This is a genomic window from Planococcus kocurii, from assembly GCF_001465835.2.
GTDB lineage: Bacteria > Bacillota > Bacilli > Bacillales_A > Planococcaceae > Planococcus > Planococcus kocurii.
In genome coordinates this window covers 2,365,454-2,385,258 of the sequence record NZ_CP013661.2, presented here as the reverse complement: position 1 = coordinate 2,385,258, position 19,805 = coordinate 2,365,454, and the positions used below count along the sequence as shown (strand labels likewise).

18 protein-coding genes are annotated in these 19,805 nt (G+C 40.9%); 7 read left to right on the top strand and 11 right to left on the bottom strand.

Annotated elements, in window-relative coordinates:
* Positions 1-40: 40 nt before the first annotated feature.
* Positions 41-223, top strand: a complete 183-nt coding sequence (locus AUO94_RS11735; protein ID WP_058384389.1) for an SE1832 family protein — start codon at positions 41-43, stop codon at positions 221-223.
* Positions 224-260: 37 nt separating this feature from the next.
* Positions 261-1,826, top strand: coding sequence for an ABC-F family ATP-binding cassette domain-containing protein (locus tag AUO94_RS11730; protein WP_058384388.1), 1,566 nt, complete (start codon positions 261-263; stop codon positions 1,824-1,826).
* Positions 1,827-1,871: 45 nt separating this feature from the next.
* Here the strand turns inward: AUO94_RS11730 and AUO94_RS11725 are convergent, their stop codons facing one another.
* The 3 genes from AUO94_RS11725 to AUO94_RS11715 all read right to left on the bottom strand — a co-directional run bounded on the left by AUO94_RS11725 (position 1,872) and on the right by AUO94_RS11715 (position 5,753).
* On the bottom strand, positions 1,872-3,326 hold the full coding sequence (locus AUO94_RS11725; RefSeq protein WP_058384387.1) for a phospholipase D family protein: 1,455 nt from the start codon (positions 3,324-3,326) through the stop codon (positions 1,872-1,874).
* 94 nt (positions 3,327-3,420) lie between these two features.
* A complete protein-coding gene (locus tag AUO94_RS11720) occupies positions 3,421-3,957 on the bottom strand; it encodes an RNA polymerase sigma factor (protein ID WP_058384386.1) in 537 nt (178 codons plus the stop codon).
* Positions 3,958-4,508: 551 nt separating this feature from the next.
* Positions 4,509-5,753 carry a CNNM domain-containing protein gene (locus tag AUO94_RS11715; RefSeq protein ID WP_058384385.1) on the bottom strand — a complete coding sequence of 415 codons (1,245 nt, stop codon included), beginning with the start codon at positions 5,751-5,753 and terminating at the stop codon, positions 4,509-4,511.
* A 149-nt stretch (positions 5,754-5,902) separates the two neighbouring features.
* Between AUO94_RS11715 and AUO94_RS11710 the strand changes: the two genes are divergently transcribed.
* From AUO94_RS11710 to AUO94_RS11695, 4 genes are all read left to right on the top strand, one after another.
* Positions 5,903-7,279, top strand: coding sequence for a dipeptidase (locus tag AUO94_RS11710; protein ID WP_058384384.1), 1,377 nt, complete (start codon positions 5,903-5,905; stop codon positions 7,277-7,279).
* A gap of 78 nt (positions 7,280-7,357) precedes the next feature.
* A complete protein-coding gene (locus AUO94_RS11705) occupies positions 7,358-7,918 on the top strand; it encodes a glycerol-3-phosphate acyltransferase (RefSeq protein WP_058384383.1) in 561 nt (186 codons plus the stop codon).
* A gap of 107 nt (positions 7,919-8,025) precedes the next feature.
* Complete coding sequence (locus tag AUO94_RS11700) at positions 8,026-8,889, top strand: DegV family protein (protein WP_058384382.1); 864 nt, start codon at positions 8,026-8,028, stop codon at positions 8,887-8,889.
* A gap of 129 nt (positions 8,890-9,018) precedes the next feature.
* Positions 9,019-10,038, top strand: coding sequence for a DUF2804 domain-containing protein (locus AUO94_RS11695; RefSeq protein WP_058384381.1), 1,020 nt, complete (start codon positions 9,019-9,021; stop codon positions 10,036-10,038).
* Between the two features lie 95 nt (positions 10,039-10,133).
* Here AUO94_RS11695 and AUO94_RS11690 read toward each other — a convergent pair whose 3' ends face one another.
* Together AUO94_RS11690 and kynA are read right to left on the bottom strand one after the other, a co-directional pair.
* The gene (locus AUO94_RS11690) at positions 10,134-10,847 is read right to left on the bottom strand and encodes a glycerophosphodiester phosphodiesterase family protein (RefSeq protein WP_058384380.1); all 714 of its coding nucleotides are present in this window, start codon (positions 10,845-10,847) and stop codon (positions 10,134-10,136) included.
* A 10-nt stretch (positions 10,848-10,857) separates the two neighbouring features.
* Positions 10,858-11,712, bottom strand: a complete 855-nt coding sequence (gene kynA, locus AUO94_RS11685) for a tryptophan 2,3-dioxygenase (protein WP_058384379.1) — start codon at positions 11,710-11,712, stop codon at positions 10,858-10,860.
* A 185-nt stretch (positions 11,713-11,897) separates the two neighbouring features.
* Here kynA and AUO94_RS17435 point away from each other — a divergent pair, with 185 nt between their 5' ends.
* On the top strand, positions 11,898-12,125 hold the full coding sequence (locus tag AUO94_RS17435) for a hypothetical protein (RefSeq protein ID WP_058384378.1): 228 nt from the start codon (positions 11,898-11,900) through the stop codon (positions 12,123-12,125).
* A gap of 68 nt (positions 12,126-12,193) precedes the next feature.
* Here AUO94_RS17435 and AUO94_RS11675 read toward each other — a convergent pair whose 3' ends face one another.
* From AUO94_RS11675 to AUO94_RS11650, 6 genes are all read right to left on the bottom strand, one after another.
* On the bottom strand, positions 12,194-13,039 hold the full coding sequence (locus AUO94_RS11675) for a GNAT family N-acetyltransferase (protein ID WP_058384377.1): 846 nt from the start codon (positions 13,037-13,039) through the stop codon (positions 12,194-12,196).
* 227 nt (positions 13,040-13,266) lie between these two features.
* Entirely contained in the window at positions 13,267-15,090 is a 1,824-nt protein-coding gene (locus tag AUO94_RS11670; RefSeq protein ID WP_149456143.1) for an ABC transporter ATP-binding protein, read from the bottom strand.
* Positions 15,083-16,810, bottom strand: coding sequence for an ABC transporter ATP-binding protein (locus AUO94_RS11665; RefSeq protein ID WP_058384375.1), 1,728 nt, complete (start codon positions 16,808-16,810; stop codon positions 15,083-15,085). The genes AUO94_RS11670 and AUO94_RS11665 overlap by 8 nt, the downstream gene beginning before the upstream one ends.
* 247 nt (positions 16,811-17,057) lie before the next feature.
* Entirely contained in the window at positions 17,058-17,990 is a 933-nt protein-coding gene (locus AUO94_RS11660) for a DMT family transporter (protein ID WP_058384374.1), read from the bottom strand.
* A gap of 54 nt (positions 17,991-18,044) precedes the next feature.
* Positions 18,045-19,106, bottom strand: coding sequence for a copper resistance D family protein (locus AUO94_RS11655; protein WP_058384373.1), 1,062 nt, complete (start codon positions 19,104-19,106; stop codon positions 18,045-18,047).
* Positions 19,103-19,645, bottom strand: a complete 543-nt coding sequence (locus AUO94_RS11650) for a copper resistance CopC family protein (protein WP_058384372.1) — start codon at positions 19,643-19,645, stop codon at positions 19,103-19,105. Before AUO94_RS11650 ends, AUO94_RS11655 begins: the two co-directional genes overlap by 4 nt.
* Positions 19,646-19,805: the final 160 nt, after the last annotated feature.

Here is a 19,805-nt window from a genome sequence, read left to right as displayed (position 1 = left end):
TGTTTTTGTGTTACACTGGTAGAAAAATAAGGGTGATTTTGTGAACAAGCAGGAATTGGAATATGCGATTGCTGAACTGAAGATGGATTATGTAAGCCATCAAGGTGATATCGAAAAGCTCGAAACGACTGGACACGCTGGCATGGTGGAGAAAGCAGAACTACGGTTAGAAAAAATGGAACGACAACTTGCGGAATTAAACCAAAAACTCGCGGATCTGTAACCGCGATTTTTTTTATGATAATGGAGGAATTTATTAAATGAGTTTATTAACAGTAGAAAATTTAAGCCATACTTTCGGTGATCGTACTCTTTTTAACGATGTATCATTCCGTTTGGTCGAAGGCGAACATGTGGGATTAGTCGGAGCCAATGGCGTTGGTAAATCGACAATGATGAACATTTTAACGGGCAAAATCATTCATGACGACGGACGCGTTGAATGGCAGCCACGGACACATTATGGTTATTTAGATCAACATACGCAATTGCAACCAGGACGTTCAATCCGTCAAACTCTTCAAGACGCGTTCTTACCTCTTTATAAAAAAGAAGAAGAACTGAACGATGTCGCAATGCAAATGGGCGATGCGGATCCTGAGCGATTAGAAGAATTGCTTGAGCAAATGGCTGAAGCGCAAGATGCTTTAGATGCTGGTGATTTTTACACACTTGATGGCAAAGTGGAAGAAATCGCTCGCGGTTTGGGTCTTGATGCAATTGGACTTGACCGCAATGTTGAAGCTCTTTCCGGCGGACAACGCACAAAGCTATTGCTTGCCAAACTGCTTCTTGAAAAACCAAAAGTTTTGCTTTTGGATGAGCCGACCAACTATCTCGACGAAGAGCATATTCAATGGCTTGTTAACTATTTAAAAAACTACCCACATGCCTTCCTATTGATTTCACATGATACGGAATTTATGAGCAGTGTTACGAGCGTCATTTTCCACTTGGAATTTTCACGTTTAACTCGCTACACAGCAACTTATGAGAAATTTATTGAACTTGCAGAACTAAGCAAGCAACAGCATTTGGATGCTTATGAAAGACAAGAAGACATGATCAAAAAAACTGAGACCTTTATTGCGAAAAACAAAGCTCGTGCTTCTACAACGGGTCGTGCTAAATCTCGCCAGAAACAGCTGGATCGTATGGACCGCATTGATAAGCCTGAAGTTGCAGCAAAACCGCAATTTGCTTTTAAAGAAACACGTAGCCCGAGTCGTTATGTTGTGGAAGCGGAAGCTCTATCGATTGGCTATGACAAAGCACTTCTTCCACCATTAACGTTTATGATCGAACGTGGGGAAAAAATTGCGCTTGTCGGCATGAATGGTGTCGGTAAATCGACGTTACTCAAAACAATGCTCGGCAAAATCAAACCGCTTGATGGTGATGTTCTGCGCGGAGAATATTTGACGCCAAGTTATTTCGAACAGGAAGTCAAAGCGCCAACTCATACGCCGCTGGACGAAATCTGGTCAGCTTACCCAAGTATGGACCAGGGCCAAGTACGTGGCGCACTTGCTCGTACAGGTTTGAAAAACGAGCATATCTCACGTCCAATGACGCAGTTGAGCGGTGGCGAACAAGCTAAAGTTCGACTGTGCAAGTTGATGATGGAAGAAAGCAATTGGCTCATTTTCGATGAGCCTACGAATCACTTGGACATCGATGCAAAAGCTGAATTAAAACGTGCGATGCAAGCATATAAAGGCACAATTGTTTTGGTCAGCCACGAGCCTGAATTTTACGAAGGACTGGCAACAAAAGTCTGGGATGTTGAAGAATGGATTTCTGCGGGTAAACCGGAAGAAGTTTAAGAACCGAAAAAATGCCTCTTCTGGTTTTCCAGAAGAGGCATTTTTTTAATAAGTCGTTAACTTAAACAGTTTTTGGAAGCCATAAATTCCACGTTGCCAAAAGCTGAAATCATCTTGATATTCTTCGACATCGAGTGTATAAAGCGCATCCTCGTTACTCCATAGCCGATCGAAATACTGAGTCATTTCTGTAGTCAGTTCACTGTCATTCGGTGCTTCGATGCGTAATGTACTTTCAAGGTTGTAGTCATTGAATGCTCGTTCCGTATAATTCGTTGAGCCGCCCATGACGACTGTTTCATCTTGCCTTTGAATCATAATAGATTTTGTATGAAACTGGCCGACGACTGCATTATACCAACGCACTTGCAAATGGTCATCTGATTCGGCAAGCATTTCATTCACTACAGGTCGGTTCGGCAATCCTGTTTTTTCGGTACCAAAAGCATTTTCGTTGGCATCTAGTATCAGGTGCACGTCGACCCCGCGATTAGCCGCATCCATTAACGCATTGACCACACTCGTCTCTGAGATATAGAACATCGCCAGTTGAATCGAGTCTCCTTTTTTTGTTTGTTCAATATCGGAAAGTAACGCATCTAACACTTTTCGCTCTGTCAGGTATTGAACTTCGTATTGACCTTGTTGTTCAGTTGCTTTGATTCTCGGAAAGTCCGGTCCGCCTGAAAACCGGGACACGGCTTCTTCAGCTGCTAGTATATCATTGATGATCGGACCACTGACTTTGAAAGCCATATTGCTATGTAACCCACTGGCATTGTGAGGGTTTGCTGAGCTGATGATTGCTTCTTTTTCGGTAATGACCGCTTTTCTGTGATTGGCTTTAATATTCATCATTTCCAGATAAGAAGATGCCGTTAAATCAGGTGCATCACTCGACATGCCGTTTGGTATCCATCCCTTTCCACTGTTATCGAACCATTGAAAAATGATACGGTAAAATCCGGAATAAAGTGGTGTGGAATCGCGTAGCTTGTCCAGATCCGTCACAATGACTTCAACGCCTTCAGTTTCTAATGTATCTAGAAATTGGCTGTCATAAGATCCATAACCGTAATTTAATGGATCGGTGATAAAATAGATTGGCAGATTCGGATTTTTTTCTTTTTTATCTAATAAGTGATCTGTTAAAGTTTCTGCTACTGCTGGAAAATCTGTTTTTTGGTCATTGTAATTATCGAAAAGGAAAAGGTCTATGACGATGAATTCTTCTGCTTGATCAATCATTGCGTAAATTTCATTGAATATCTGCAGTTCACTTTCTGTTTCCGTACCTTCTTTGTCTTGTGCATACGACAAGTCATAGATCATTTCAACTTGGTCTACTTTGTGAAGATCACCTGCAGTTGAAACTCCTTCAGGTAAAGGCTTAAATGTCTGCCAAGCGATAACTGCGATATAAAGGAACGCCAGAACACCGAGACTTCTCATAATAATTCTTTTTCTTTTGCTCCCACTTTTAAACGTTCTCTTTTTCATAGACTTTCCCCCTTAAGTCCATTATAACCAGCAAAAGATTAAAATTCTTATAATTTTTTCCATAAAAAAAGCAACCGAAAATTCGGTTGCTTTTTTAAATGGCTACGACGTACTCGCGTGTCCGAGCATCATCCATCAACATGTCTTTTAAGCGTTGTTTGCCGCGGAACAAACGAGATTTCACCGTACCGATTGACACTTTCATGACATCGGCAATTTCAATCAACGAGTATTGGTGAACATAAAAATACAAAATTGTCGTACGGTAAATCGAATCTAGCTCTGAAATTTTATGTCGAATCATAACGGAAACATCTTGTTTTTCCAACAATTCAGCTACACCTTCTGAATCCGAAGCGATTAGATCAAGCAAAGAAACGTCCAAGCCTTCTGGCTGTTGTATCAAGTGCTTGCTGCGTCTTACATTTTTGCGGTAACGATCACGGAACGTATTCATACAGATGGTTGTCAGCCATGCTTTGACATGGTCCACCTCAGCAATAGAGGATTCGTAGCGTACAACTTTTAGCCAAACTTCTTGCATTAAATCTTCCGCTTCTGCTTTATTGCGTGTTAGTTTTAAGCATAAATGGTAGATGTATCGATTGTATTCTGTATATAACGTTTCCATGATCGTGCCCCCGTCCGTTCTGATTGTCCAGCGAAGCCATCAACGCTTCCGCTTTGTCTTATATCCTTATATTGACGGAAATTTTGCTTTCACTCTATCGCTTGTACTTTCATTCTCCTTACAAATGTGTAATATTGGGAACCTGCAATTTGAAATTGTATAAATTGAACTAATAACTGACAGCTGGAAAGTTTCGGTTGTGGGCACTTCTCAAGTTAGATAAGTTAAATGAAAGAAACCGAATTTCTACACCGCTTTAGGCATGACTTCCGTGGGTAAGTGAACTGCCGAACTCACTTGTGCGTCCAGCCAAAGTGAGTTCGGCGCAAGCCCTTGGCAACTGATACCGTGACGTCCTTTCGCACCAGATGCATATCCCACATCCTATAGGCCCAAAAACACAGCTGTTTTGCGGAATATCGACAAGTAGAAATTATTAGTTCAACCTATTTCTAAATTTCTACTCTGCCCGCTTCCCTACAATAGTATGACTATAGATGATTTCTCTAGTCATCTATCAAAAAAAACCTCTGTCCGGAGACAGAGGTTTTTTAGACTGAGACTTCTTCTTTATCTATTTTTGTAATGGTTAAGCGAACAATCCGGTTACGATCCATTTCGTTGATTTCAACGTAAAGATTTTCATAGGTAAACTGTTCGCCTTCTTCTGGCACATGACCCAGTTGCTGCATGACAAATCCTGCAATGGTGTCATGATCATTTGGCACTTCGACGTTGAACATGTCGTTGACGTCTTCAATTTCAAGACGCCCATGACAAGACAACATCTTGTCGGTCATTTCAAAAACTAATTCATCATCATCTTCATCTGTTTCATCTTCGATATCCTGACCAATCATTTCTTCGATAATGTCTTCGTGTGTAACGATGCCTAGTGTGCCACCGTACTCGTCTAAAATAACAGCCATATGCTTTTTCTTCGACATCATCATCTTAAAGACTTTTTCCACACTAACCGATTGGACGACGAACAGTGGATTATCGTCCATCAATTCTTCTAAGGTCAAATTCGGATTCATCGACCATTCAATCAATTTTTTCGAATAAAACAAGCCAACGACATTATCCATGCTTTCTTCGTAAACAGGATAACGCGTATAAGACGAATCTAAGATTAGATCGCGAACTTCTTCATAGGTTGAGTCAATGGAAATTCCTACCGTATCTGTTCGGTGAGTAGACATAACATCTGATACGTCTTTATGAGGGAAATCCAAAACTCCTTTGATACGTTCGGATTCATCTTCTTCAAAAGTGCCTTCTGTCGATGCAATATCAACCATCGTTCGCAATTCCTCTTTCGTCATAGTCGCTTCTTTTACTGTACCTTTTGAAATGATACGAATAAAAATATTCGTAAATTGCGCCAGCAACCAAGTTAACGGCAGCAATGCAACGACCATAAAACTGATAACTGGGAAAACAATATAAGCCACTTTATCAGCAAATGTAGCTGAAATGGTTTTAGGTAACACTTCTCCAAAAATAATTAAAATGACCGTCAAAATGGCAGTGGCAACTCCGACTTCCCATCCTCTAGTAATAGCGATTGTCGTTACCAGCGTTGGCAACATAATATTGGCAATATTATTACCGATTAAGATTGTTGTAATCATTCGGTCCGGCTTCGCAATCAATTTCTGCAGTTTCTGCGCCTTGGCGTCACCCTGCTCTGCGCGAAGATGGACCTTCATCCTATTTACTGCGGTCAATGCCGTTTCGCTTCCCGATAAGAAAAACGACATGAATAAAAAGATACCTAATGCTATAAACAATTTTATTTCCTCCAGTGTCATAAACACAAAATTTTACGAACTCTTTCCGTAATAAACACTATACCATAGCCAATTTCCACTTGTCGAAAACCAAAACCTGGTATGTTATACTTTTTTTATACGTAAATTTAACGAATCGAGGGATCCTGATGAACATTCAAGCTGTAGACCAATACTTTAAAGACAACCGGGAAACACATTTAGACGAATTAAAAACGTTTTTACGCATTCCTTCAGTAAGTTCTTTATCTGAACACAAAGCCGATATGCACAAAGCTGCAGAATGGCTGGTCACTGCGATGGAACATGTAGGTTTGGAAAATGTTAAAATCGACCAAACTGATGGACATCCTGTTGTTTATGCAGACTGGCTTCATGCAGAAGGCAAACCCACTGTACTCGTATACGGCCATTACGATGTGCAGCCAGTAGACCCTCTACACCTTTGGGAATCAGCTCCTTTTGAGCCACAAGTGCGCGATAACAAATTGTTTGCTCGCGGTGCAAGTGACGACAAAGGACAAGTTTTTATGCACGTCAAAGCCGTGGAAGCTTTACTCAAGTTAAACGATGAATTGCCAGTGAACATTAAATTCATTATCGAAGGTGAAGAAGAAATCGGCAGTCCGAATCTTCCGAAATACGTCGAAGAAAACCAAGAATTATTAAAGGCGGATATCATCGTCATTTCCGATACAGGCATGCAAGGACATGGGCGTCCTGCTGTATGCTATGGTTTGCGCGGACTTGCTGGTATTCAAATTGATGTCAAAGGACCAAAAGGCGATTTGCATTCTGGTCTTTACGGCGGCGCAGTCCAAAACCCATTGCATGCTATTGTGGAAATCTTACAATCGTTCCGCGACAAAGAAGGCTTAATTCAAGTAGACGGTTTTTATGACGACGTTATCGAAGTATCAGACAAAGAGCGCGAAGAATTTGCCGCACTTGAATTTGATCTTGAACACGAAAAACAGGAAATTGGTATTTCGGAGGACTTTGGTGAGGTAGGCTATTCTTTTGTTGAGCGCACCTGGATTCGCCCGACACTTGAAGTAAACGGCATTACTGGGGGCTTCTCAGGTGAAGGCATCAAAACTGTGCTTCCTGCTGAAGCTAGCACAAAAATTACCTGTCGCTTAGTGCCTAATCAAGACCCAGACGACATCGTAGCGAAACTAAAAGCACATGTTGAATCCCATAAACCTGCCGGCGTAACTGTTGAAATTACGGAGTTTGATAAAGGAAAACCTTTCTTGACACCGTTCGATCACCCTGCCATTCAAGCAGCCGGACGTTCTTACGAGAAAGTTTACGGAGTGCCAACTGCCTTTACACGGATGGGCGGATCGATTCCAATTGTTGCTGCATTCGACGAAATTCTTGGCTTGCCTGTTGTCTTAATGGGCTTCGGACTGGCATCTGAAAATTTTCATGCACCCAATGAACATTTCCATTTGGAGAACTTTGATAAAGGACTTCGCGTCATTAGCGACTACCTTTTCGAAGCAGCCAAGCTAAATTAATCTATTCTATAAAGGCCTTCCTGATATGCAGGGAAGGCCTTTATACTTTGAGCTATTTTTGGAATTGGGGGACTTTCTATGATTGTTTACTGGCTAGTATCCTATTTAATCGGTAATTTCCTAACTGCTTGGTGGATTGGTAAATGGAAAGGCGTTGATTTACGTCAGCAACGCAGCGGTAATCTCGGCGCGCGAAATGCCGGCGCTATTCTCGGAAAATCCGCGTTTGTTTTGACTTTTCTCGGCGATGCTGGAAAAGGCGCGTTGGTTGTCTGGATTGGTTTCTTTTTTAATTTTTCTATTTGGGCAATAGCTGTCGCCGGTTTGGCTGTTATTCTCGGTCACTTGTTTCCTTTTTGGCTCAAGTACCGAGGTGGCAAAGGAATTGCTGCTTTTGTCGGTGTAACTTTTTGTTTAACACCGGATTTATTTTTAGTTATGTTTATTTTATTTTTGGCGTTTTATCCTTGGTTCAAAAGCGCCACCTTATCCATGCTTGCAAGTTTTACCGGGTTTGTAGCAATGGCGTTACTCTTGCAGGTATGGTTTGTCATCTGGCCGCTATTTATAGCGATTATCGTTATTGTAATTAAGCATAAATCAGATATCGAAAAATCATTCAATAGCCGATTCCGCTGATTTTCTCATTCGTTAGGAGTAGTTTTTCAACTCGTACTATCGTTGAAATATTATCCATGGTATAGTTTTTGTATTCAAATTATTCTAAAAAAGATAGGGGTTTTTTTATGAAAAAGCCGATAGCGTGGATTATGGATACGACTGGCTTTGTAACTGAAGAATTTAAAGCACATCCGGACGTTTATATCGTTCCACTGAATATTCATTTTGGCACAGAAGAGTTTGTTGACGATGGCATTGATTTGACGAACGATGAACTTTATAAACGTATTAAAGAAGCGACCAGTTTCCCAAAAACTTCTCAGCCATCTGCTGGAAAATTCGCGGAGTTGTATGACAAATTAAAAAATGACTATGAATGCGCTATTGCTGTCCATGCTTCGACAAAACTCAGCGGAACCATTGCCTCTTCTACTGCTGGTGCGGAAATGAGTGACTTTAAAATCTATGCCATCGATTCACTAGCGTTATCCTATGGCTTATCTGGCTTGATTGAACGTGGACTTACGCTTGAAAAACAAGGGCTCGAAGCTATGGAAATTGCGCAGCGATTGGAAAAGGAAACAGCGGATTTCCGTAATTATATTTTAATCGGTAATCTGTCCCAACTTTATAAAGGTGGACGAATGAGTGGCGCTCAATATTATTTGGGAAGTTTGTTGCAGATTAAACCGATTGTTCAGCTGACCCCTGATGGTGAATTAAAACCGATTGATAAAGTTCGCTCACATAAAAAAGCCATTCAGTATTTAATAAATCATGCGAAAAAAGATCATGATGAGTATGGTGTTCAACGCTTCCAAATCATGCATGGTCACGTCATGAAAGAGGCTGAAAGTCTAAAACAAGAGCTCCTAAAAGAAATTCCGGCTGCGGCTATTTTAATTGGTGACTTGAGTTCATCACTGGCCGTTCATGCTGGAGAAGGGACAGTTGCTTTGCAATGGCGAAAACCAGTTTTGTCGAATTAGCATAGGACTAATGACCTGATAGCCATTTAATCTTTTCAGACTTTCCAACTGAATCCACCCGTCCTAAAAGGATATTTAGTATTTGTTCTGCTACAATAAGAGTAGAAGAATGATGGTGAGGTGGATTTAATGCAACATGTAGAACGAGAGCTTACTGAATTTGTAAAACTTTGTGATGCAAGAGGCAAATTAAATCCAAAAGCGATTGGATATGCAAAGCAACCTTTGGTAGAAAGTAATTTACGTGGTAATTTTATGCGTAAAAAAAAATGGAATTCATGGTGCATATTCGGTGATGAAATTTTGTTTTCAGCAACTATTTCTCATCTCGATTACGCGACTGTTTGTGTTGTTTATTTCCTTAATTATGAAACACAACGATTTTATGAAAAAACAGTCATCATGCCATTCACGCGCCATGTGAAATTACCCGAAAACGCATTGGCTCCTTGCTATTTCCGTAGCGATTCTATGACGATTGAATCTATACATAGCCAGAACGCAACCCATCTTACTGTCAACGCGAAAGAATTTGACGGAGAAGATTTAGAAGCGATTTTGGTTATTAGGCACCCTAAAGATTATGACTCGTTGAATGTCGTTGTCCCCTGGAATCGTCATACTTTCCAGTTCACCGGTAAGCATATGTCTTTACCCGTAACTGGCATGGTTAAAATTGGCAGTCAGAATTTTAAGTTTGATCCTCTAGACAGCTTTGCCGTATTGGACTTCGGACGAGGTGTTTGGCCCCGAGAATCTCTTCGGAATTGGGCGATGACTTCCCAACGATCGCTCGGAAAAGTGATCGGCTTGAATTTAGGCGGCAAGTGGACAGATGGCACAGGAATGACAGAAAATGCTTTTTTCGTTAACGGTAAGATGACGAAAATCCATGAAGATGTCTTGTTTCACTATGACCGCCAAGACTACAAAAGACCTTGGTTGATTCATAGTAGGTTTTCTGATGATGTCAGATTGACCTTTTCTCCGTTTTTTGAACGTGTGTCCGCAAATGATGCGCGGCTCGTTAAGTCGGAAATTCATCAACTTTTTGGCTATTACAATGGCTACGTACGCTATGCTGATGGCAAAAAACTAAAAATTACGCAACTTCTCGGCTCTATCGAGGAGAATTATGCTAAATGGTAATTCAAAAAAGCCGAATTGGAAAAATCCAATTCGGCTTTTTTGCCGTTCACTTTTGTGATAAATATCATTTTATTCAGCTTGCTAGTTTTAGTTGTTCACCCAAAATGGGCGAGCATTTTTTCTGGATAATCCGTAAAGATGCCATGAACTCCAATTCTTTGTAATTCCTCTGCATAGCTAATGTCATTGACTGTATAAACATAAACAATCGCGCCTTTTCTCAATGCGTCGGTAGTCATTCTTCTAAAAGCTGATGGCAAGGAAACATTGATCCGCTTTGTCCCAATGACGCGCGCGTAATCATAGACGTCTACCATTACTTCAAATGTTAGGATAGCACTTTCCACTTGTTTTCCTTGCACAACTGTTTGAATGTCTTCGTGATTAAAAGAAGAAATCAATACACGATTCGTAAATCCTCGCTTAGCAGCCAAATCAATTACTCCATCGACTAAGCCGTCATATGGAAAGACATCCGATTTTAACTCGATATTCAGTCGGTGGTTGGTCTCTTGAAAAATGTCGAACACTTCGTCCAACGTAAGAATTTTTTCATCGCTCCACTCTTCAGAATACCAAGAGCCACAATCAAGCTCTTTTAATTCTTTTAACGTTAAGTCTTTTACGTAGCCTTTGCCGTTGGTCGTGCGGTTAACTTTTTCATCGTGGATGACGACAATTTGACCATCTTTGGTCAAATGAACATCAATTTCTACGCCTGTGATTGGCAATTCAGCCGCTGCACGAAAAGCTACTGCTGTATTTTCTGGATAACTACCCGAGCACCCTCTATGTGCATAAATTTTCACAAAAACCCTCCTAGATATCTGTTCGTATTTCCCACAGTTCAGGGAAAAAGTATTGATCTAATACTTTTTTCAAGTAATTAACTCCAGATGAACCTCCAGTTCCTTGCTTGAATCCAATAATCCGTTCTACTGTCTTCATGTGGCGGAAACGCCATTGCTGTAGCCAATCTTCAATATCGACTAATTTCTCCGCTAATTGATACAACTCCCAGTAAGTATCCACGTCACGATAAACCGTTTTCCAAGCTTCACGGACGCTATCATTAGATTCATAAACCATACTGACATCGCGTTGCAATACTTCTTCATCGATCACAAATCCACTTCTTGCCAGTTTCTGAATCGCCGCATCGTAAAGACCGGGAGCATTGAACGCTTTTTCAAGCTGTGCGTGAAGCGGTGCGTCTTTTTCATAAATTTTCAATACGTGTTTCGTTTTATAACCCAGAGCAAATTCAATCATACGGTATTGATAAGATTGAAATCCACTGGCGTTACCAAGATCATCACGAAACTCCATATATTCAGCAGGGGTCAATGTAGACAAGACGTCCCATCCTTGGATAATCTGCGCTTGAATCCGCGATACCCTTGCCAATTGCTTGAATGCTGGCTGCAAATCGTCTTTCGTAATGTTATCGATAGCTGATTGCAACTCATGCAAAATTAGCTTCATCCATAGTTCTGATACTTGGTGAATGATGATAAACAAAGTTTCATCATGATGTCCGCTAACGCCATCTTGTGCTGTTAACAGCTTATCTAAATGCAAGTAGTCCCCATAGGTCATACTTTCTTTAAAATCTGTACGAATATTCTTTTCGGTTGCAGCTGCGATATTTTGTCCGTTTTCGTAATTGTTCATTCAAATCACTCCGTTTGTTCTCAGCTTAGGCTCTGCTAGTCTCAGTTGTAAGGTCTTCTGTAAACAATTGAGTAACCCCTAAAAATCCGGGAATATACACAGTATAAGCTAAATGTAAGGGTGAAGTCAGATGATTTTTAATAACAAGAATACATTGCCTCTACTGCTATCTTCTGTTTGGCTGCTTGCTGTGTGGAGATGATAAACAGGTAACTGACCCTGTAACCAATGACAATCACGTACAACCTCCCCATTCGGACAGTGGTTTGGACCAAAATCATATTGGAGGTAACACATTCGGCTTTATTGAGTTTGATGTCAACGTCGACTATCTAGGGATGGACGATGAAATTGAAGTCGAAGTTACGTATCCGGACGGCATAAAAAAAGAATACAAACAAATCAGCAACTGATTTGTTGAGTAGACTGTCAGTTGCAACGTACTCCAGAAAATCGTTCGCTGATGCGGATGATTTTTTGATTATACAGTTTCGTGTTTCCAGTAAGAAATGGTCTGTATTCTTTGAAATCCGGATTTTTCGTAAACATATAGTGCGTCATTATCCGTTTCGACGTCTAGCAGCACTTCCGTAAGTCCCCGCTGAAACGCCAACTGCCGACACCACGTTAAAAACTGTTGACCATACCCACGGCCTTGCTGATCCGGATGAACGGCAAATGCAGTTACCCATAAGGCGTTCTCTTCGATCACAAGCGTTGCAGTCGCGATTAACTGCTGGTCTTTTTGCAGCAGCCAAATCTCTCTTTCTGGATCTACCATATTGTGCTCCATAATTGGTGTCATTGTATCGTCAAATGACGCGGTCAACAACTCCATTAATTCTTTCGCTGCACCTGCATAAGGAACAAACTCGACGCCTTCAGTTTCTTTATCATCTCGTAATGGCTTAGCAGAAAGCACTATTTCATTAAAGTCTGGGTGATAGTTGATACTTTCCATAAACGCAGAAATTTCCATATCTCCGGCGAAAGCCGCTAGCTTACTTTCCGCTTGGCGCTGTTCCAGGGCATGAGAAACACCATCTGCTAGAGCGGTTCCAAGTGAATGTCTTCGGTAATCCGGATGAACAAATAGTGACCATTCATAATGATGCAACCCGACCATATCTGCTGCTGCGGCAATGCCAATCAACTCTTCTTGATCTGTGTAGGCAATCACGGCAAACCCTCTTGAATCAGCAGCTCTCCACAAGTTGGGATGAAGAACCGTTTGATGCTCAGTCGGCAAGTCGCTCAACAACTGCTCCATATCCCTGGCTGTTTGTTCGTCTACTGGAAATGAAAGGATTGATAACGACAATTCCATCTTACGACCTCCTAAAAATTTAAATTCCACTAAAGCGGTTTGCAGAAAAAATTTTACTATCTCCCTGTATTTTATCCTATCATACAGTAGCGGAATCCGGTATTCGCCTCAAAAGGACAAATAAAGACGGTTAAACCAAAAGGCCTGTTCCGTATTAACCGGAACAGACCTTTTTCTCCAATTAGACTATCTGTACTAGAGCGAATCTGACTTGGAGAAACTCATTTTTATGACTTCGCATCTGCCAGCATAGTGGCATAAATACCGTTTTTATTTAACAACTGCTGTTGTGTTCCCGATTCAACCAGTTTTCCCATCTCCATAACCAGCACCAAATCAGCTTTTCGAACGGTATTCAATCTGTGCGCAATGACGAAGCTCGTTCGGCCCGACATAAGATGCTCAAGTGCTTCTTGTATTTTCAGCTCAGTAACGGTATCAATACTGCTCGTCGCCTCATCGAGCAATAGAATAACCGGATCAGCAATCAATGCTCGTGCAATTGACAGCAATTGTTTCTGTCCTTGACTAATCATCGACCCGTCTCCAGTTAAAATGGTATCGTAGCCATTCGGCAGGTTCGCGATAAAGTCGTGTGCATTGGCACCTTTTGCGGCGGCTATTACTTCTTCGTCGGTCGCGTCCAATTTTCCATAGCGGATATTGTCGCTGACCGTCGCCTCAAACAAGAAAGGATCCTGCAACACAAAAGCGATTTGTTTACGTAAGGTTTCGCGAGGCATAAAAGAAATCGGCGTGCCATCTAGACGGATTTCACCTTTATTGGCATCATAAAAGCGTGCTAACAATTGCATGACGGTCGTTTTCCCTGCTCCCGTTGCACCAACGAGCGCTACTGTTTGACCAATGCCAACGGTAAAACTGACATCGCGAATAGTCCACGCTTCTTCTGAACCTTCGTATTTAAAAGAAACTTGGTCAAAGACGACTTGCCCTTCTAATTTTTTCTCCACATTCAAAACTTGATCGTCTTTTTCTTCTACCTCATCCATAATCGAGAAAACACGCTCAGCCCCTGCTATTGCTGACAACACCGTATTAAACTGGTTGGCCAGATCGTTTAACGGCCGCGTAAATTGCCGTGAATACTCGGTGAAAATAACGATGACACCTATTGAGATGGATCCATTAAAAGCAAGAATTCCTCCTACACCAGCTACTACAGCAAAGCTTCCGTTATTAAGAAAGTTCATCACTTTTGGAATAAATCCAGCATAAGTCCAAGCCCAAAATCCAGCGTGTCGAAGCCGTTCACTTTTTTCTCTGAAATCCTCCATAACACGCGGTTCTTGTGAAAACGCCTTTATGATTTTTTGTCCAGAAATCGTTTCCTCAATCATGCCATTTAATTCACCAATTGCTTTTTGTTGCTCTTTATAAAGACGGCTAGTTCGTTTCGTAATCCATTGAATGGAAATGTACATGAGCGGAATAATAATCAACGTGAATAACGTCAACAAAGGACTAAGTGTTAGCATGACGATCGCTGTACCCGTTAAAGTTAAAATACTTGAAAACACTTGGATAAATGAAGTATTTAATGTCGAAGAAACATTTTCAATATCATTAGTCATCCGACTCATCAATTCACCGTGTTGTCGCTTGTCAAAAAAAGTTACAGGCAGCCGTTGAAGATGTGAGAAGAGTCTTGTTCGTAATCGGTAAATAACTTGTTGGGCAATTCCCACCATCCAAAAATTTTGCAAATACAAAGATGCGGAATGGCCCATATACACAACAATTAACCATAGCACCACAATGCCCATACCCGCAAAAGTTTGCGGGACAATATACTGATCAATAATAAAGCCGATTAAATAAGGACCTAGTAACGCTAGAGATGAGCTGACAAAAACGAGCGCCAACACTACAATGAGTAAGGTTCGTTGTTCGTCCACTAACTTCCAAATTCGCAGCAGTGTCGATTTCCAATTTTCAGCACGTTCATTTTTCTTTTCTTTGTTTTTACTCAAGTCTTCTTTTGTCAGAATCGGTTCATGACCGAAAGGACGACGAATAGCATCAAACATATTCATCCACCTCCTCCTCTTGTTGGGACATCGTAATTTGACGATACAACTCCGAACTCCTCATGAGCTGTTCATGGGTTCCATAACCTGACACGATGCCATCCTCTAGTAGTAAAATCCAATCTGCTCTCATTGCCGTCCGAATTTTTTGAGTGACTATGAGCATCGTTGCATTTTCACGGTCCAGTTCTGCCCATAATGCAGCTTCGGTTTTTACATCCAGTGCACTCGTGCTGTCGTCTAAAATCAAAATAGAAGGCTTGCGTACCAAAGCACGCGCTATAGACAAACGCTGCTTTTGACCACCAGACAAATTGACCCCTTTTTGGCCAACCCGTGTAAAATATCCTTTGGGGAAACGCTCGACGGTTTCATGAATCTGAGCTTTAATCGCGGCATCAGCCAGTTCATCCTGCGCCACTTCATCTTTCCCCCATGAGAGATTGTTAGAAATTGTTCCTGTAAATAACAGTGATTGCTGTGGCACAATGCCAATCGTTTTGCGCAGTGCGCGCAGCGACCACTCTGTGACATCCCGGCCGTGCACCGACACAGTTCCTTCAGTCGCGTCATAAAAACGCGGAAGCAGTTGCAGTAAAGAAGATTTCCCAGATCCTGTCGCCCCCATAATTGCCAGTTTTTCATTGGCTCTTAAATGGAAAGAAACGTCTTTTAGAACTGGTTGCGCAGTTTCAGGATAAGCGAACGATACATGCTCAAATCGGACTTCTCCGCGACGAATAGCTTTGACCTCGCCAATTTCATCTTGTTCATGAACATCTTCTGCTAGCAACACTTCTTCAATTCGCTCAGAAGAAGCTTTTGCTCGTGCAAAAATCATAATGATAAAAGAAAACATCGAGAACGCACCCGTCATTCGCATGGCATAGTTGACGATAGCTACCAATTCACCAATTTGCGCTCCACCACTACGAATCTCAAAAGCACCAAACCATAGAACCGCCAATAAAGAAAGGTTCATGCCAAATAATAAAATCGGCAAAATAATTTCCATAACCCTGAATGCTTTTACCGTATCAACTTTTAATGCTCCCGCCACTTCAGAAAAACGGTTAGATTCATATTTCCCTCGTAGATATGCTTTGATCAACCGCACTGCTTGCAGGTTTTCTTGAACAATACGGTTAACACGGTCTAAGCGTTTTTGAACAAAGCCAAAATAGCTAACGCCTTTTTTAACCATGACGTACAGAAAAATTAGTAGAATAGGAAAAACAATGACTAAATAAAGAGCTAGTTTTGGATTAACGACAAATGCCATAATCATACTGCCCACTACTAGCAAAGGGGCTCGTAGCATAATCCGTAATCCCATGTAGAGAACTTGCTGAACCATCGTTATGTCACTGGTCAACCGTGTGATTAAACCAGAAGCTGGAAATTTATTGAACATGGCCAATGAAAAAGATTGAATGCGCCCATAGAGAGCCTGTCGGAGATCAAACGAAAAGCTGTGTGATGCATGCGCGGCAAAATACGAGTTAACAATACCCGAAATAAAAGCGATGACGGATAAAGCCATCAGTACAATTCCTAATTGAATGATGACACCTTGATCTTTCGCAACAATTCCTTCATCAATGATACGAGCGATGACAAGTGGCTGTATCAATTCAACTATTAATTCCAGAAGCATTAAAATCAACGCAATAACAATGTAAAATTTATATGGTTTAGCGTATGAGAAAACGGTTTTCATGTGAATGCCTCCTAAACGTTTCGAAACTCGAACCTTTATACTCAATAGTATGCCATAATTTTCTGATATCGAATAGGAATTTCTATTTTAAACCAGAAAAACGATGCCTATAAAAAGGCATCGTTCTCTTCAAATCAATACAGACTAGAAAACCAGACAAGAATTATCCTATTAATAAGTTAAAATACAACTATTTTGCGTAATATCAGCGAGTGGAAATGATACGTTCAACCTATATAGTGGAGAATTACTCCATAGTTTGTGGCAAATCAACCTGCTTTTTTTCCTTTTTTGGATTTCCAGCAAGCGATAGCCAAGCCACAAATACTAGCATTGCCAGTGCACCAAATAACTGAATCTTCGTCAATACTTGGCCAAACCAGAACATTGAAATAACCATTGCCGTCAATGGTTCAAGTGACGAAAGAATACTCGTTTCAACTGCAGTAATATAGCGCATGCTGCTGAGGAATAGCACAAAAGCAGCTGTTCCGATAACAATAATAGCAAGTATGGACACAGCAACTGCTGGCTCAGCTAAAATTGGCCATTCATCTGATAAAAAGATTGGATTTACTAACCCTAAGAAAATCCCAGCAAACAGCATTGACCAACCGACAACAACTAATACTCCCCATTCCTGCATAAGACGCGCAGGATAAAGTGTATAAAAAGTAAACGCTAGACCTACTAAGATCCCCCAAAAAACAGCTTCTCCGCTAATAATCAGTTGGTCAGGCTTGCCATTAGTTAACAGTAAAAACAACCCAGCTAACGTGCCTAGCATCCCGATAATTTGATAAACAGGTGGCATTTTTTTATGAGTAATGGAAACAAAAACAATAATGTAAACGGGAGCAAGAAACTGCATTAACGTTGCAACTACTGCGTTACTTGCTTCAATGGCCGCAACAAAACTATATTGAACACCGAGCATTCCAAGAATAGAAAAAATCAGCAAAGGTCGGATCCAGTATTTATTGCGAAAAACGGCTGTGATATGAACTCCTTTTAACTTTAGAAATAATAGCAATAATAAGCCCGCAACCGACAGCCGTATCGTAATAAGAAACGGCACCGTGATAGCATAATTATTCATTATCCACTCCATCAAAGGGCCTGTTGCTCCCCACATCATCGCACCAATCAATATCATTGAAATTCCTTTTAAACGATCCATCTCCGCATCCCTCCACATAGAAAAACCAATCCCGAAAGATTGGCCCGTAATTACTCAAAACGACAGATTCAACATCAATCCTATATAAAAGCAACTGATAAATCCTACACTAAAAAACAGCGACAACCAAGTATTTAATTGTCGGTAAAAGCCGACAACCATTAATGCTAGTAATAACAAACTGAGACCCATTAGTAGAGAGCCGTTCAAAGTCACATCGAGCTCGGCAGCAATGGGAATATAAAACGGACCTGTGAGCTTGTCGATAAACCAGCCGCTTCCTTCAATCCGCAATGTATCATTAACATCATGAGGCGGCGCTTGTTTGCTCATAAAAGCTGTAAACACAAAGACTACCAGTAACAGTAAGCTCTCGACCTTTAGCCAGGTTGGCTGAAAATCTTTTTTCTTGTTAAGAAAACCATTTATGAGAGCGGCTAGCAAAACGGGTACGATGCTTACATGCTTGAGCAACAGCAACTGACCATACGGCAGGGCCCAAGAATTTGTGTAATCCGCAGGTGCTACGAAAAAAAACATAATGATAATTCCGCTGGCAATTACTCCTGCTACACAAAATAAGGCAAGTGGCGTGAACCACACAAGAAACTTGCGCCAGTTCGCTCCATCTTTTGCAAACCACGCTACGTGAAGCAAAACTCCTGTCCAAATCGACATTAAAAGAATATGACTTGAATGAAGAGCAAACCCAACCCATAGATCAATCGTTGAAATGTGGCTGTAAAACCCGACAGTTAATATAAGTAGAAGCAAATACAAGGCTTGAATATAACGGCTGCCATTTAAATAAATTACTATTGCCAAAATGATACTAAGCAATAAGGTAATTAACCATCCTTGTCCTATTCGAAACTCAGTAATAGCATTTTGATAAGCTTCTACTAGCCCCTGACTGCTCTGCAAAAATACAGTCAATTCAAACACAGGGACAAATGACAGCAAAGCTATTCCTGCAATACTAATTAGCAACAAAACTTTAGAGGTAGACAGCGACGGTTTTCGGTCTTCTGGTATGAATTGCAACACAACAAAACCTGCAAGATAGGAAAAAGCAATATACAACAAGACATCAGCAAATCCAGTAAAAAAAATCATTTTTTCTTCAACAGCAATTTATAAATGCCGTAAACCACTAAAATTGCAGCAAGAACCAGTAAGATTGTTACGAGTAGATTGCTGTCACTTTCAGTTTGAGTTTCCGCTACTGTTTCTGAAGCTGCTGTAGTTTTTGCTTCTGGCTCTTCTGTCTTTTCAGATACCACTGCAGGCGTCACTTCTTCTTCAATTTCGATAGAGACCCCAAAAGTAATCTCTCCTTCAATCGGATGACCATCTTCTCCGATGATATTCCAAAGGATACGGTAAGATCCGTTAGGCAATGCTTCATTAAGGGTTCCAACTAACGAATCATCTCCAACGACAATACGGTCAAATTCAAAAGAACCGCTTTCTCCCTCGATGGTCATGGTGCTGCCTTCTTCAATTTTTGTACCAAAAACTAATTGTACTTCTTTTAAAGCTTCCATAATATTCTCGCCTTCAGCAGGTGTCGAAGACAATAAAGTTGTGTGTGCTTGAACTGAAACAGGAACAAGTAAGAGTAGGAATACAAATACAAAAAACTTCTTATACATTTTTTTACCTCAATTTTCATATGATTTATGCCTATTCTCTCACGATTTTCGCGGAAAGGACAGCAAAAATTCTACAAATCTCACTAGAGAATATTTGGAAAAGGATGACGATAGACCTTTTCTTCTCTATAATGAAAGTAAACTACGGTTAAGGAGCGTC